Here is a 16288-nt window from a genome sequence, read left to right as displayed (position 1 = left end):
GAAAGAGGTTCGCTTTGTCCGAGAACACATCGCTCACCCACAATGTGCTGCAGGGCACCGGAGTTGTGGAGGGGGTTATCTACGCTGATGCAGTGTGGCATGCCTCGGCGCCGGAGCGCCCCCAAGCACCGCGGGAGATCCCTGAAGACCTTCGACCTGCTGAACTCGAACGCTTTACGAACGCGGTAGCCGCCGTAGCGCAGCGTCTGGATAAATTGGCTGCGTCGGCAGATGCTGACGCTCAAGCAATTTTGACTGCGACTGCCGCTATGGCCCGCGACAAAGGCCTGGCCAAGGCCGTGCGCAAGCAAATCAACGGGGGAATCGACGCAGAATGGGCTATCGACGTCGCCGTGGAGTCCTTCATCGCGCAATTTGAAAAAGCAGGTGGCGTGTTTGCCGGACGTGTTACGGACCTCAATGACATCCGTAGCCGCATTCTCAGCGAATTGCGGGGCGAAGCACCACCGAGCCCACCTCGCGCCGACACCTCGCATTCCGGAGCGCTCGTGCTGCTTGCCGACGACCTAGCGCCGGCAGATACCCTCACCTTGGACTTGAGTACATTTGCGGGGCTCGTGACCAAAGGTGGTGGACCAACGAGCCATACAGCGATTGTGGCCCGTCAGCGCGGCTTGCCATGCGTGGTGGCCGTGGGCGATGGTCTGCGTGCGATTGAGGCGGGTACCCCGTTGCTGGTCAATGCCACCGCGGGCACGATCACTGTCGGAGCAGATCCTGAGCTGGCCCAAGCTGCGGCAGATCAGTTTGCTCGTCAGCAGGAAGCTGCGAAGATGTGGCGCGGCCCCGTCTCGATGACCGACGGAAATTCTGTGGCACTGCTAGCCAATGTGCATGACCCCGCCAGCGCTCGAGATGCAGCCCAGGCTCCTGCGGAAGGCATCGGATTGTTCCGTACCGAATTCGCGTTGCTCTCGGCAGAAGTCGAACCATCAACTGCGGAGCAAGCTGCTAGCTACCGCGAAGTTTTTGAAGCCTTTGCCGGGAAGAAGGTGGTCATCCGCACGGTCGATGCCGGTTCGGATAAGCCCGTCAAGTTCCTCAACCAGGATCCAGAGGAAAACCCCGCCTTGGGTGTGCGAGGCCTGCGTATTGAGCGGAAACATGCTGGCGTGATCGACCGCCAGCTGGAAGCAATTAAGCAGGCAAGTGAGCTCGCCGGTCGCACGCCGGAATCGGTATGGGTGATGGCTCCGATGGTGGATACAGTCGCGGAGGCGCAGTGGTTTGTCTCGCGCGCCCGCGCACATGGTTTCACAGCTGGGATCATGATTGAAACGCCAGCTGTGGCGCTCATGGCTGATGCGGTGCTTCGCGAGGTGGATTTTGTATCGATCGGCACCAATGACCTCACGCAGTACACCATGGCTGCCGACCGGCAGATCTCCGAGCTGGGTGATCTGTGTGATCCTTGGCAGCCTGCTGTCCTGCGACTCATCCGGATGGTCTGTGCGGCTGGCGAAACACACAATGTGCCGGTAGGGGTGTGTGGCGAATCAGCAGCCGATCCTTACCTGGCTTGCGTTCTCGTGGGCCTCGGCGTTAAGTCTTTGTCGATGGCGAGCCCATCCATCGTGCAAGTTGGCTCACGCTTGGATACACACAGCGTGGCCGACTATCAGGCGGCCGCGCAGGCGGCGTGCGCAGCGCCGGATGCCGAGGCTGCTCGGGCTGCAGTACTCGAACTGCTTACCTAGTTCGTCCCCTAGGCCTAGTTGTCATGGGACGGCTAGGCCTTCATGCGGACTAGGTTCAGCATGAGAGAATCCGGTGTTGGGGCGTGGTCCGCTTGAGTGGCAAGGGGAGAGTTTGCGTAAGCCAAGCTATGGCGAAGCGCTCCTGCTGGGTCGTGATCCGGGTCGACGAGAAGCAACCCTGCAAGAGCGGTATCGATCCACGGCAACCTGTCTGTGCCTTTCGAATCAATTGTCGCCTCAAAACTGGTGCCACCACTAATCAGTTCAAAATGATTGCGTCGCTTACACAAAAGTATGTGCTGGACTTCGGCGTCGATTAGCGTGGCGACGACCTCTCTCACGTCCTGGTTGATGCTGATATGTTCCGCATCCAGTGCGATCACGTCGGGTTTCGTGGTGAACACTTGCCGCAGCACCGCACTCAAGGCCTGGCCCGCGGTGGCGACTGCAATTTTCGTACCTGGGTGATAGAGCCGAATGGCGCGCATGACGTCGACAAACCAGGCGGAATTTGCCACTGATGGCAATTGGCCTGCGAGAACGACCCAGCTGGCGTTTTCCGCGTGGGTGACGGCGTGATCGCGCAACATCGTGAGCTGAGCGACATCGAGCGGCATGGGAGGATCGCGAAACTCCAATAACTGTCCACTTGGAGTGTGCACCTTGAAATGCACGGGGATCGGGCCGGGAACATCGATATTGTCGCAGGGGATCCCGAACATACCGACCATGCGCATGTACTGGCTGACATCGGGGGCGGGGACAATAGCCAGTGTTTCTTGCCCCGCCAAATAAAGGACGCGTGAGATGTTCATTCCGCCACCTGCTGGCGCGATGTAGACATCGGTGAGCTGGTGGTAATCGTCGCTGTGTGTGATGCCGTCGCTGTGTGCGGTCCGGTCAAGAGATGGCGTCGGAGTTATGGTTACGATCATGAGGCCACGATGACTTGGATTTCGCGGTCACGCAAGGCATCAACCATGGATTGTGGGGCTCCGCTATCTGTGATGACAACATCAATATCATCAATGCCTGCAAAACTAACCAGGTAATCGTTGCCCATCTTTGTAGAATCGCACAGGACGACGACTTTCTGAGCATTGGTGATCATAGCGCGCTTCACAGCTGCCTCCTGGGAATCCGCCGTCGAAAGTCCGTGGTCTAGGGTCAGCGCGTTGGTACCGATGAATGCCACATCGGCGCGCATCAGCGCTAACGTCCGCAAAGCAGTGTCGCCGACGACAGCCTGGGTAATTGCACGTACCGTGCCGCCTAGCAACTGAACTTCGTCCAAGCCGGAATTCGCCAAGCTCAAAGCGATAGAAAGACTGTTGGTGACTAATGACCAGCGGTGGGCATTGGGGTGGGCAACAAGAACGTCAGCGAAGGACGCCAAGGATGTTCCTGCGTCGAGGAAGATACCTCCGTGTGAATCCGGTACAAATGCTATGGCCTCGCGGGCGATAGCGTTCTTCGCACCCGAGGCCGAACGCGCGCGAGTATCAATGCTGAATTCGGTGGTTTGGAAACTTTGGGTAGCCACCGCGCCACCGTGCACGCGATGCACGATGCCTTCCTGGTCGAGCACCGCCAAATCTCGACGGATGGTCTCGGCAGTAACCTCGAAACGTTGGGACAGCTCGGTGACGTTGACGCGCCCCTCTACGGCTGTCAATGAAGCAATTTGTCGACGTCTTTCTTCCGCGTACATGAGCATCTCCTTACATGGCAGTAACCGGAGTTGATAGCGGTTAAGCGAGTGGGTTGTCGCCGAATCAACCGGGTTTACAAAAGCGGGTGAGCTAGCCGAAACCTCCGCAGTCATCGACACGCGCTCGAGCGAACCGGCTCAGAGTATTGGGTGGGCATCGGGGCGCGGCCGAACAACATGCGTGGGTTTTTCCAAACTTGTACCTACATTTTGGCACGGAATAATGCCCGTTCGGTCAGAGTAGGGCGATATCACAGAGAAACTCACAAAGCTACCCCGATATTGGGGGTAGCTCTCGGGTGTAGCGACTGCGGGAATGTTTTGGGAGTAGTACTGCAGAAATGCACGTCGCTCCCTGCCATCCTTAGTCCCGGTTGGGGGAAGTCTTCGAGCGTTGTTCGTAAAAGACCTAGAGCTTGCGAAGTACTGATACTACCTTGCCCATAATTTGTGCCTCTTCGCCTGGGATCGGCGAAAAAGACTCGTTATGTGGCAAGAGCCAAATGCCGGTGGAATCTTTGTGAAATTCCTTGACCGTTGCCTCTCCGTCGAGCATCGCAGCGACAAACTCACCTTGTTCTGCCACCGGTTGTGAGCGAACTACAACCCAGTCGCCATCCAAAATGCCGACATCGCGCATGGACTCGCCTACGACCTGCAGCATGAATAGCTCACCATCGCCGACGATCTCCGCGGGCATGGGGAAATAGTCCTCAATGTGCTGCTCTGCCAGGATCGGATTGCCAGCTGCAATGTTGCCGACGATGGGGATGAAGTTAGCTGGGCTCGCCCCCTCCGGCGCTGCATGCTTCTTTGCTTCTTTCCAACCCACCTTGGGGCCTGACTTCTTTTTGTTGGCATCGGGGATGACCCTGACATCTACCGCTCGTGGTTTATTCGGATCCCGGCGGAGGTATCCCTTTTCTTCGAGCTGACGAAGCTGATATGCCACAGAAGACGTGGATTGTAGCCCCGCGGCATCACCAATCTCGCGGATGCTTGGCGGGTAACCGCGCAGGACAACTGCATCGCGGATTACTTCTAGGATACGGCGCTGGCGATCGGTCAACTTGGCCAGATCTGGCTGATTCTTTTTGGGCGCGTTCATCGACATCTCTTTCTCGTTGACAGTGGTGGGGCTGTGCTTAGTGTTTGTTGGTGAGGGGGTTGTGTGGTGGACCTAGGGGCGTGCATACGGCTTGGCAAGAGCGGCGAGAAGAAAAAACTATTGGGTGGGATTCTTGCTTCTTCTTTAGTTCTATTCGATCGAACGCACTTTAGCAATGCAACGCGCCTAAGACTTCGAAAATAGTGGGCCGAAAAGTCGAACAAGTGAGTTGTGTGAGAAGGAGTAAAGGCGCCGATAGAAGGAAAATACCTGGTAATCCAAGTAGTTTCAGTGTAGGTTAAGAGATTTTTCGAAAATGTTCGAAAATGGGCTTGCGGTGTTCGAATTTACAGTGCTATAACTTGGGTACAACAAAAAGTTCGAACAGGTGCGCGACGTCTTGTCTGTCCTTGTCTAGGGGTGCGGTTAAGGTCAGCGGCGTAAATACATAAACCTAATTTGAGGAGAAGTCATGACCACCGTTATTAATCGCAATCGCCAAGTCCCGACCGTTCGTACCGAAACGGTAGCCATCGTGCAACCCGCTTCAGTATGGGATGGCGGGGCATTGGCCACACACCCGAGCCGTGACCACCGAGTTCGCAGTACCCACGTTGACTTTCGGAGAGATCGTCCGGCGGATGAGCGAGCGATTGAAACAAGATCGAACTACTGGGGCAACCTCGGTAATGGAATAAAGCAACTCATTCTTGGCGGAATCTTTGGTAGTGCGATCGTTATCGGTCTATTGCTCGCGGGCCCAGAGAAGACGGACAGCGCTTCGACTTTGGAATTCGGTGCGACAGCTACGGCGGGTGCCCCGGCAGGTGCCGGACATGCTACTAACGGGGTAGTGCCCGCAGCCGTACTCGCAAAATAGGTATTGAACAGTCACCGAAGAATTGGTCTACAACGCAATCGGATCGCTGCGATTAGCAGATTTGCAGAACACGATAGAATGTGGGGCGACATTCGCTTTGTCGTTTGTGCACTAAACCCCAAATTCGAAAGAGCGTGCCGTGTATTGCCCCTTCTGCCATCATGACTCATCTCGTGTCATCGATTCCCGAGTGATCGACGCAGGTGCCGCAATCCGTCGACGTCGCGAGTGCACCAACTGCGAAGGGCGCTTCACTACTGTGGAGAAGGCAGTTCTTCTTGTGATCAAGAGGAACGGGGTAACTGAACCCTTCAGTCGTGAGAAAGTCATCGTTGGTGTTCGTCGAGCTTGTCAAGGACGAGACGTCAGTGACGACGCGCTGAAGCGACTTGCCCAAGAGGTCGAGGAAGCTGTGCGTAGCCACGGAAGCAGCCAAGTTCAAGCCAATGATATTGGCCTTGCAATTCTGGAGCCTCTCCGCGAGCTGGACGAGGTCGCCTATTTGCGCTTCGCTTCGGTGTACAAGTCTTTCGAGAGCGCAGACGACTTTGAGTCAGAAATCCGCCTCATGCGTCGGCGCGCACGACAAAGCTCGTAGCTTGGTGCCAGCCACGACTCTTCAGGTTATCGACCCAGCTTATCGATCGCTTTCTCGATTCTGCGTGCCGACACCGGATGGGCTGTTCCGAGTTGCTGGGCAAACAAACTCACCCGCAGTTCCTGGATCATCCACAAAATGTCCTTAACCGGCTTCGTCTTAGCAGCCGAAGAATGCAACCGTTCCAATCGAAGATCTAAGTAATGGGTGACTTGAGCAATTTCTTCTTGGATATCAGCATCTCGGTCAGGATCTCGGTCCATATTTTCCAGGCGAACGGCCATCGCGCGTAGATACCTGGGTAGATGTCGCAAACGCTCAATTCCATGAATACTTACCGCATGCGCAGGTAATAGAAATTCCAATTGGGCCTTCATGTCGTCGATTGCGGGACCGGTCCACGCTGCGAGTTCTTGTCGCACAGCGAGGTAGTCGACCAAACCAGGCGCGAGTGCGACCACAATCTGGCGTACCGCCCCCGGAACTTGTGGCTTGACCACAGACACTAATTGAGCAAACTGTTCCGGATTGCGTACCTTTTCGGGATATTTGATCAGCAGATCTCGCGTTGCGGCCGCCGTCGCATCTGCCACTAAGCCAGAAACACCACCATGCGGATAATTCTCTACTGCGACACGCTGCCGCAACGCAAGCCCATTTACCATCTGCTTTTCATTGACCTGTACCTCGCGAAGCAGCAACGTGAGCACCGAAGTCAGCATGGCATTTTCGGCATCCTGCTCCGTGGGCATAGCTTGAACACTAAGTCCCTCGGGCCCTACGACCAATGCCGGGTAGGCGATCACCCGCTGACCATCGACAGTCGTCACCACCTCTTTTTCAATGGCGCCCAAACTGTCATCCCAAGTGGTGGCCCGCGCCAGCACTTTCTTGCCCGCAACCTTTGCCACCGAAGATTTCACGCGCGAACTATTACGCTGCTGAAGTGCGCGCAATGACTTGTCAGCATCAACAATCTTGCCACGCTTGTCGACAGCCGCGAAGGTGAGCAGTAGGTGAGCAGGCAACTTAGCTGTCTGGAAATCCTCTGCTGAAATCCCCGAAGCCCCGAAGGAACGCAACACATCAGCAAGCTGCGCAGTGAGTGCACCGTGATACGGGTTCAGCAACGGTAGCGCCCTGGCCGCAAAATCGGGTGCTGGGATAATATTGCGACGCAACGGTTTCGGGAGGCTGCGAATCAGTTCCGTAACCAATTCTAATCTCAACCCCGGCACGAGCCAGTCGAAGTCCTGATCCGTGACTGTGGCCAACAGGGGCATTGGAATTCTTAAGGTAACTCCATCCAGCGGATCGGTGGGATCGAATTGGTAGGATAAGTCGAATTCCAAGTCCCCCTGCCGCCAGACATTCGGGAATTCAACCGCGGTAATTTCGCTGGCTTCATCCGTGACGAGTTTGTCGGGGTCGAAGTCCAACAAAGTGGGTTGTTGAGCTCGCTGTTTCTTCCACCACTTATCAAAGTTTCGGGAAGTAGTGGCATCCGCAGGCAACTTCGCGTCGTAAAAGGCGTACAAGGTGTCTTCATCGACGACGATCCCTCGTTTGCGAGCCTTTTCCTCGAGGTGGGCCGCGTTTTCGAGAAGCTCACGATTGTGATGGAAGAACTTGTGGTGAGTGTTCCATTGGCCGTCGATAAGTGCGTTTCGGATGAACATGTCTCGGGCGGCCACGGCATCGACATGGTGATAGGGGACCAGTTTGTCGGCGATCACGGGAACACCAAACAGGGTCGAGCGTTGGTGTACCATCGCGGCGCCGCGTTTCGCCGACCAGATCGGTTCGGAAAACTGGTGTTTCAACAGGTCTCCCGCCAGTTTCTCTACCCAAATCGGATCGATCGCGGCGACATCGCGGGCCCAGAGACGCGAGGTGTCCACCAGCTCGGCGGCCATCACGAATTGAGGGGGCTTCTTCGCTAACGCTGACCCCGGGAAAATCATGAACTTTGCGTTTCGAGCGCCGAGGAACTCCTTGGAATCGCCCTCGCGAAGCCCGATGTGAGACAGGAGCCCAGCCAGCAACGACTGGTGTAGAGCATCAGGATTATCTCCAGTGGATTCCTTTGCGTTCCACCCAAGGTCTTTTGCAACTTGGGTCAGCTGGCGGACAAGATCTTGCCATTCCCGGGCACGCATATAGTGCAAAAACTCAGCCTTGAGCCTCTTGCGGAACTGATTGCCGGATAACGACCCGGCAAGTTCATTGAGATACTCCCACAGCTTAAGGTATGACAAGAAGTCGCTGGTGGTGTCCTTGAACCGGGCGTGCTGTTGATCCGCTTGGGCCTGAAATTCGAGGGGGCGTTCGCGGACATCCTGGATTGTCAATGCAGCGACGACAACAATGACTTCACTTAGGCATCCGTTTCTTTGTGCTTCGACGAGCATGCGGGCCAAGCGCGGATCGACGGGGATCCGGGCAAGTTGCTTCCCGACGTCGGTGAGCTCGATGGTGTCACCGGTCTTGTTGCTCCGCAGTGCGCCTAGTTCATGGAGTAGGAGGAGACCGTCGCGAATCGCCCGAAGGTCCGGCGCTTGCAAAAACGGAAACTCAGCGATATCGCCCAGGCCGAGCGCTGCCATATGGAGGATGACGCTCGCCAGGTTGGTGCGGAGGATTTCCGGGTCGGTAAATTCTGGACGCGAAAGGAAATCTTCCTTTGAATAAAGGCGAATTGCGATACCGTCTGCCACGCGACCGCATCGACCTGACCGCTGATTGGCGCTTGCCTGCGAGATCGGTTCGATGGGCAGGCGCTGCACCTTCGTCCGGTTTGAAAACCGAGAAATTCGAGCCAGGCCCGTATCGACGACATAGTGGATTCCCGGCACAGTCAAGGAGGTTTCGGCGATGTTTGTCGCGAGCACAACACGACGTCGCGAATGCGGCGCGAACACCCGATGCTGCTCCTCATTGGACAATCGGCCAAAGAGTGGAACTACCTCCACACCTTTCCATCTCCGTGTCGCAATCGCTTCCATGCAGTCGCGAATATCTCGCTCACCTGCAAAGAAGCACAAGATGTCGCCGGATCCTTCGCCCATCAGTTCTTCGACTGCATCGCAGACGCCATCGTTGACATCTTGATCGACGAGCTTGCCGGCAGCCTCAAATTGGAGGGAGCGATACCGTACTTCGACGGGGTAGGTGCGCCCCGAAACTTCAATGATCGGCGCTGGTTGCCCGTTCTCGTCGGCAAAATGTGTCGCGAAACGCTCTGGATCAATCGTGGCCGAAGTAATAATTACCTTCAGGTCAGGTCGTTTTGGCAGCAGTTGCTTGAGATAGCCCAGGAGAAAGTCGATATTGAGGGAGCGTTCGTGGGCTTCGTCGATAATGATGGTGTCATACGCATTGAGGTATCTGTCGCGCTGCATCTCCGCCAATAGGATGCCATCTGTCATCAGTTTGACGGCGGTCGATTCCGACACCCTGTCGTCGTAGCGGATCGCGTAGCCAACTGATTCCCCGATATCCTGGCCCAGTTCGCTGGCGATTCTCTCCGCTACCGTGCGGGCCGCCAAACGCCGTGGCTGGGTATGCCCAATGAGTCCTCGCCGTCCCCTTCCCAGCTCCAGGCACATTTTCGGAATCTGGGTGGTCTTTCCGGACCCCGTCTCCCCGGCGATGATTACTACTTGATGCCCCGCGATTGCGGTCAAAATATCGTCCCGGCGTCCAGAAACTGGCAAAGCAGATGGATAGTTAATCTCGGGGACAGTGGCCTCGATCCGGGCCACTTTTTCTGCAGCTTTGTCCATATCGCTTGAGATCGCGACTAGCGCGTGCGGGGCGCGGGCTTTTGCTACGCGACGTCGGAACCGGCGCGCGTCGGAAAGGCTCAGATCATCGAGTCGGCGATAGAGCTGCTGTTTGGAAATCTCAGGCGGGGTAGTCATAGCTAACGAACTATCTTATCCGCGCCTGGACTTTTTGGGTAAAACGGACGACGGTGTTACCCAAAGAAGTTAGCGTGCAGCCTCACCAGTGACGAGGCTGAACGCGCGTTTGACGACCTCGCCAAACTTGTTGAACTCTTCGGCCCGGCTTGACGACGTGCGGTAGGCGATGCCGATCGTGCGGTATGCATTGACTCCAGGGGCAAACCGAGCGGTCGCGATTCCGGGGCGCATAGTTTCTGCATCGATCGCAGACAAAGGTATCAAAGTCGCGCCTAGGCCACCGGCTACGCACTGCATAACCGTGGCGAGACTGGATGCTTGGGCGATCGCCGACCGTGTCATAGTGGGGTGAACACTGACCATGCGGCAGAGGTCGATGATCTGATCCCGGAGGCAATGGCCGTCGTCAAGCAATAGCAATTCGAGGTCGCGCAACGACTCGAGGGTGAGGTCGGTGCGACCAGCAAAAGGATGGTCTTCTTGCACCACGACGACGAACTCTTCGTCGTACAGTGGGATTTCTACCAGGCTGTGGGAACCAGATGGAATCGCGAGCAGAGCAACGTCGATATTGCCGTCCCGGAGACGATCGATGAGAGGTTGCGTTTGGGCCTCGACGATGCGGGGTTGAAGCTCTTTGAATTCGGCGTCGAAAATCTTCAGCAAGCTGGGGAGGATATATGGTGCCGCCGTAGGAATCATCCCGATAGTCAGCGGGCCACCGAGGGCACCTTCGACGCCCTGAGCATGCGCGAGAAACTTATCGGCAGCGTCAAGGGTGGCCTTGGCAAATGGTAATAAGGATTCACCGACGGGGGTTACGATGACGCGACGGGTCGAACGCTCAATGAGTTGGACTCCAAGGCCAGTCTCTAATGCGACCAGCGCTTGCGAAAGCGAAGGTTGCGAGATGGAGAGCTTCGTTGCTGCGGTACCAAAGTGCTTGGTGTCGGCAATGGTGACGAAGGTGCGAATCTGTGCCAACGTCGGGCGGTAGCCTCGGCTTGCCATGTTTGTTAGTCCTCTAAACGTTCGGGCGTATATCTCAATTTGTTTTATGTGGCGGCGTGAAAGTGACCTGCATCTTGCTGATGAGATTGCGTGAGCTGGGTTGTTTAAATCGCCAGGTATTACATCTTACTATTAGCATTACTATTAATAGTTGCCAAATCGAAGTAAATTTTCACTCACCCCGTTTTATCCCTTCTGACCTTTGATTATTGCTCGCTGCAACAGGGTGTTTAAGTGTCTGACGATGGATGAATTAATTCTTTTCTAAGGTTAGTGAAGCGAAACGAACCTCTCCCGCAGCATCGGTCGCGTCAAGATCTACCACTCCACTGAAGGCGAAAGAATTGTCTCCTTCCGGGTCCTTGATAATCTGGCGGACTTGCCACATTCGGCCAGTAGTTTCCAGCGAAAAGTAGTCGGCGCCACGGGCTGCCATGGAGGTATCGAGGTCCGCGTAGTCAGCGAAGTAGTCGTCCATCCCGGCGCCGAAGTCCGGTGCGTCAGCAAGATATTCGGTCAGTGCTGCGAGTTCATCTTCCTTTTCGTAGGCAAAGAGCTCGACAAGGCGGAACATGGCGTTGCGTACCATGATGGTCAGGGCGCGGCGGTTGGCAGACAGGGCAGTAGGGTCTTCCACACCAAAGGCCAGTTCGCGTTCCACCACGTCCTTGGAAATTGGTGAATCCTCGTTGCCCATCTGCGCCCATTCGTCCACCAAAGAACTATCGACCTGGCGTACCAATTCACCCAACCAGACGATGATGTCTTCGAGCTCGGGGGTGGAGTATTCGGCTGGCAGGGAGTGTTGGAGCGTGCGCCACGCGTCGGTGAGGTACCGCAGAACCACGCCTTCTGAACGACCGACACCGTAGGTGGCGACCAAATCCGAAAACGTCATGGCGTGTTCAATCATGTCTCGAACGACCGACTTCGGCGACAATGCGAACTCTTTTACCCAAGGCTGAGTTTCGGAGTACGTGTCGTAGGCTTGTTCCAGCAGGTCTGCCAAGGGCATCGGCCAGGTGATGTCTTCCACGATCGCCATGCGCTCGGTGTAATCCACACCTTCTGCCTTCAAAGCAGCGATTTCTTCCCCGCGGGCCACCTTTTGTTGGGCGATCAAGATTTGGCGCGGGTCGTCCAAAATTGCCTCGAATACGGACAATACGTCCAGCGAGTACGTCTCCGATTCTTTATCTAGCAAGGCCAACGCTGCCAAAGCAAAAGGCGCAAGTGGTTGGTTCAGGGCGAAATCTCGCTGCAGCTCGGCCGTCAAGTGGTAGGTGCGCCCCGCCTCATCGGTGCCTTCCGCCTGCTTCTCGACGATCCCAGCTGCCAGTAGCCCACGGAAAAGCTCAATCGCGGTGATGATGTCCTTGTTCTGTTTGGTGCGACTGTCATGGTTGTCTCGCAGCAGCGATTTCATGTGCGTGAAGCCATCGCCTGGCCGGGCGATGACGTTGAGCAGCATGGAGGTACTTACCTTGAATTGGCTGCTAAGGTTTTCCGGCTCTGCGTTGATCAGGCGTTCATAGGTCTTTTCTGTCCAGCTCACCACGCCCAGTTGGGCGGTCTTTTTCTTGATCTTCTTTAGCTTCGCCGGATCAGTGCCGGCTTTTTGACGAAGACGATAGTTCTCGATTTCGTGCTCCGGGGCCTCGATGACGACTGTTCCGACCGTGTCAAAACCGGCTCGCCCTGCGCGTCCTGCGATCTGGTGGAACTCCCTTGATTTCAGCAGTCGGTGCTTTGCGCCGTCGAACTTCGTCAGTCCGGTCAAGAGCACGGTCCGGATTGGAACGTTAATCCCAACCCCCAACGTATCCGTGCCGCAGATAACCTTGAGCAACCCGGTCTGGGCAAGCTTTTCGACGAGGCGGCGGTATTTCGGCAGCATGCCGGCATGGTGGACGCCGATACCTCGTCGTAGTAGCGACGACAGGGTCTTGCCGAAAGTGGTGGTAAAGCGAAAATCCCCGATAGCAGTTGCGATGAGCGCCTTTTCCTCCGCGGTAACGATCGTCATGGACGTCATCGATTGGGCGCGTTCAATGGCTTCTCGCTGCGTGAAATGAACAACATAAATGGGTGCTTTCTTGGCATCCAAAAGCTGCTCGATCGTTTCGTGGATCGGAGTGTAGACGTAGGAAAACTCCAGCGGAACAGGGCGTTCAGCACCACTGACTACATTGGTGGTGCGCCCGGTACGACGGGTGAGGTCGGCCTCAAGGAAAGAGGTGTTTCCGAGAGTGGCCGACATGAGTAGAAATTGTGCTTTGGGGAGTTCGAGGAGGGGGACCTGCCATGCCCAGCCACGATCTGGCTCCGAGTAATAATGGAACTCATCCATGACAATTTGATCTAGGTCGGAGTCAGCGCCTTCCCTTAAGGCGATGTTGGCCACGACTTCGGCTGTGGCACAAATGATAGGAGCGCGCCCGTTAACGGTGGCATCACCAGTCATCATCCCTACGTTTTCAGGCCCGAAGATCTCGCACAGCGCGAAAAACTTTTCGCTCACAAGAGCTTTGATCGGCGCAGTGTAAAAACTGCGTTGTCTACGTGCCATAGCGATGAAATGCGCGGCGATTGCCACCATTGACTTACCCGAACCGGTTGGAGTGGCGAGGATGACATTGTCGCCCGCGAGAATACCCAACGCAGCTTCCTCCTGGGCGGGGTATAACGAAATACCCCGCTGCTGAGTCCAAGCGAGAAAAGAATCAAAAATTGATTCGTCGAATAGGGACTCAGGTACTTCGGATAGATCAGGCAACATCGCGGATAGGTTCACGACATCTAGCCTAGCCGTTAGCGTTCAGGCTAAGGGGTATCTTCCTCCGCGTTCGGTCCAGAACCATTGTCACCGTGATAGGGGTCTTCGCCTTGTTCAAGTTCTGCTAGGAATTTTTCAAACTCTTGGCCTAGTTCCTCGCCGCTAGGTACGTCAGTGACTCCAGGGAGCAACTGCTGAGGGTGTTCCTGCTGGTAACGGGCGAGCTCTTCGTCGTACTGGGATTCAAGTGCGTGCACAACAGCTTGGATCTCCTGCGATTCCGCAACTTGTTCTTGAACCAACCCCATGACACGTTCGGCATCGGCTTGCAAGGAACGCAATGGCAGGTCCAGCTCCGCGATACTCGCGGCCGCGTTGAGCAGCTGCCACGTAGCTTCGGGATAGTCCGAGGCGGAGAGGTAGTGTGGCACGTGCGCGGTTAGGCCGGAGACGTCTCGCCCCTTCTTGGTCAGCATCCGTTCAATCTGCAAGGATGCGGAACCTGGGATGGTTATTTTAGTGTCCATCTTGAAGAAATTCGACGTGGTTTCTGGGTTGGAACCGTGTGCGGTGATGACCAAAGGACGAGTGTGTGGCACCGCCATCGGTGCTGCGTAGAGGCACACGGTTTTGTCAACATTAAACCTATCCGCGAGTTCGGAAACAGAGCGGGAGAACGCTTCCCAGCGAAGGTCTGGTTCTGGGCCCGACAACAGTAAGAACGACTTTCCCTGGGAGTCGCGGATGACATCAAGGCCGAGGTTGAGGTCGTCGGAACGCACGACCTCGTTGTGGTCGATGGTCACCACCGGGCGTCGGGAGCGGTAATCGATGAGCTCATCGCTATTAAACGATGCCAAGGTCCGGTGGTCGAGGGCAGCACGAAGGTGCTTTGCCCCGGCCTCTACGGCTTGGCCGGCATCAGCGTAGCCGTGGAGGGCGATAATGAGCGTCGGCCCGCTGTTTTCGGGCGTGGAAACCTCAGGAGCCGGGTATTCCAGCTCGTACATGGAAGGCTTGTGATCAGCCATCGATTTCCTCCTGTATCAGACGCAGTAAAAGGTGCGCACTCTATCGAATCCGGGTAAATCTGAGCCGTGCCAGACTGGATAGCTTCGGGTTAGTCTATCCGCATCTCCATCGGTTTTGTGGCACATCCCTAGTTTGGCGGAAACGCCACTGCCCAAGCTGCCTCTAGCGACGCCAGCTAACCCATTTTGATCGCACGGATTCACTGTGTTTGTGAACCTACCACCATAACGCAGCTAAGCCTTGAAGTATTCCATCCCGGGGGTCGAAACTCCCAGTCGAAACCTCCAAGTTATCCACAGGGTGTAGCTGAGGGGAGTGTTGTCCACTGCTGTCCTCACGACGTGGTGGGCGCATGGGCAATGCTGTCGGCATGACAACAACATCACCTGATCAATACATCGTCACTCCAGGAAATCTTTTAGCAAACATTCCCGGCATCTTGGGCTACTACCCGCACGAATCCTTCGTGCTGTTTGTATTCCAGGCACATCGCACTACAGGGAGACTCTATGAACTAGGCCCGGTGCTTAGGGCCGATATTGACGACCCGGAGGCAATTGTCGAGCTTTGTCGGGCTGCGCAACTTCACGATCCAAGTTTGATCCTCGGGGCGATCATCTCAACCGGGACGGACGCCGATACGGCAACTGATGTGGCAGAGGAAACAATCCTAGCGTTTCGCGATCTGGGCCTGGACATCGCTGCGATTTGGCTGGTTCCAGAACTGCTATCGGGAGCGCCGTATCTACGAGTAGCGGGGGAATCGGCAAGCGAACTCGGGGAGAATACCACCGGTCGGGAGTTTTGGGATGCCGGCGAAGTGGGGAACATCCTGGATGCGGCCTCCATGGCCAATTATCGACGAACGGGTACTTTGCCAGCGTTAAACAGGCAGGAAACCGTCGAGTTTTGCTCGGGTCCGAACCCCTACATGACCCCCGCGGAAATCACATCGGCGACGTCGTTTGCACATCAGCATGCAGAATCAATGCTTGCTGCACTCATGCGCTGTCCGGAGGAGGACGAGTATCGTCTGGCCGAGGCGATCCTCTGTGACTGGGGAGAGCTGCTTTCGTACGTCTTGAACTCGGAACTGACTGTGGAGGACATCATGGCCGATGCAGACATAATCGCCCAGGCGGCTCCCTACTTTACAAACCATCAGTTCCGTGACTGCATTCTTGACTCCACGTTCACGTCGCTAGGGCAAGCCGCATTTCTCGTCGCGATCGCGGTTGCCCGGTCCACTGAAAAGACCGTGCGGGCAAATGCACTAGCCGTAGCGGCCTTGGCGGCGGGCCCGATAGGAATGGAGCACTATGTGGCGCCTGCGTTGCAGGTGGCGCTGGAGACGGTACCCGATCATGGCTTGGCCAACTTGCTTAGCCAAGCCCATGTTGCAGGTGGGCTGTACCTAGTGGCTCAGGCATGCGTGAAAGGCTCTGAACAAGCTCGTGCACAGCTCTTCGGCCTGCTGTAGTTACCCAACCCAAGCTGGGCGGGCATCATTCGAGGCAACAATGCTAGC

General features: G+C 56.0%; 11 protein-coding genes. 4 read left to right on the top strand and 7 right to left on the bottom strand.

What is annotated here, in order from left to right; all coding sequences use genetic code 11:
- Positions 1-14 precede the first annotated feature (14 nt).
- Complete coding sequence (gene ptsP / locus CEPID_RS07130; protein ID WP_047240380.1) at positions 15-1718, top strand: phosphoenolpyruvate--protein phosphotransferase; 1704 nt, start codon at positions 15-17, stop codon at positions 1716-1718.
- A gap of 32 nt (positions 1719-1750) precedes the next feature.
- Here ptsP and CEPID_RS07125 read toward each other — a convergent pair whose 3' ends face one another.
- From CEPID_RS07125 to lexA, 3 genes are all read right to left on the bottom strand, one after another.
- Positions 1751-2653 carry a carbohydrate kinase family protein gene (locus CEPID_RS07125; protein ID WP_052843431.1) on the bottom strand — a complete coding sequence of 301 codons (903 nt, stop codon included), beginning with the start codon at positions 2651-2653 and terminating at the stop codon, positions 1751-1753.
- Complete coding sequence (locus CEPID_RS07120; protein ID WP_047240379.1) at positions 2650-3429, bottom strand: DeoR/GlpR family DNA-binding transcription regulator; 780 nt, start codon at positions 3427-3429, stop codon at positions 2650-2652. The genes CEPID_RS07125 and CEPID_RS07120 overlap by 4 nt, the downstream gene beginning before the upstream one ends.
- A gap of 409 nt (positions 3430-3838) precedes the next feature.
- Entirely contained in the window at positions 3839-4543 is a 705-nt protein-coding gene (lexA, locus tag CEPID_RS07115; protein WP_047240378.1) for a transcriptional repressor LexA, read from the bottom strand.
- Between the two features lie 466 nt (positions 4544-5009).
- On the opposite strand from lexA, the gene CEPID_RS07110 reads away from it, so the two are divergent.
- Both CEPID_RS07110 and nrdR read left to right on the top strand, forming a co-directional pair.
- Positions 5010-5417, top strand: a complete 408-nt coding sequence (locus tag CEPID_RS07110) for a hypothetical protein (RefSeq protein ID WP_047240377.1) — start codon at positions 5010-5012, stop codon at positions 5415-5417.
- Between the two features lie 139 nt (positions 5418-5556).
- Entirely contained in the window at positions 5557-6015 is a 459-nt protein-coding gene (gene nrdR, locus CEPID_RS07105; RefSeq protein WP_047240376.1) for a transcriptional regulator NrdR, read from the top strand.
- Between the two features lie 26 nt (positions 6016-6041).
- Here nrdR and hrpA read toward each other — a convergent pair whose 3' ends face one another.
- The 4 genes from hrpA to CEPID_RS07085 form a co-directional block, all read right to left on the bottom strand.
- Positions 6042-9938 carry an ATP-dependent RNA helicase HrpA gene (gene hrpA, locus CEPID_RS07100; RefSeq protein WP_047240375.1) on the bottom strand — a complete coding sequence of 1299 codons (3897 nt, stop codon included), beginning with the start codon at positions 9936-9938 and terminating at the stop codon, positions 6042-6044.
- Between the two features lie 69 nt (positions 9939-10007).
- On the bottom strand, positions 10008-10952 hold the full coding sequence (locus CEPID_RS07095) for a hydrogen peroxide-inducible genes activator (RefSeq protein WP_047240374.1): 945 nt from the start codon (positions 10950-10952) through the stop codon (positions 10008-10010).
- Positions 10953-11205: 253 nt separating this feature from the next.
- Positions 11206-13746, bottom strand: coding sequence for a DEAD/DEAH box helicase (locus tag CEPID_RS07090; RefSeq protein ID WP_047240373.1), 2541 nt, complete (start codon positions 13744-13746; stop codon positions 11206-11208).
- A 29-nt stretch (positions 13747-13775) separates the two neighbouring features.
- Positions 13776-14759, bottom strand: a complete 984-nt coding sequence (locus CEPID_RS07085) for a PAC2 family protein (RefSeq protein ID WP_047240372.1) — start codon at positions 14757-14759, stop codon at positions 13776-13778.
- A 371-nt stretch (positions 14760-15130) separates the two neighbouring features.
- On the opposite strand from CEPID_RS07085, the gene CEPID_RS07080 reads away from it, so the two are divergent.
- On the top strand, positions 15131-16240 hold the full coding sequence (locus CEPID_RS07080; RefSeq protein ID WP_158408032.1) for a DUF4192 family protein: 1110 nt from the start codon (positions 15131-15133) through the stop codon (positions 16238-16240).
- Positions 16241-16288 lie beyond the last annotated feature (48 nt).

The sequence above is a fragment of the Corynebacterium epidermidicanis genome (assembly GCF_001021025.1).
GTDB lineage: Bacteria > Actinomycetota > Actinomycetes > Mycobacteriales > Mycobacteriaceae > Corynebacterium > Corynebacterium epidermidicanis.
This window is presented reverse-complemented; position numbering and strand designations above follow the sequence as displayed.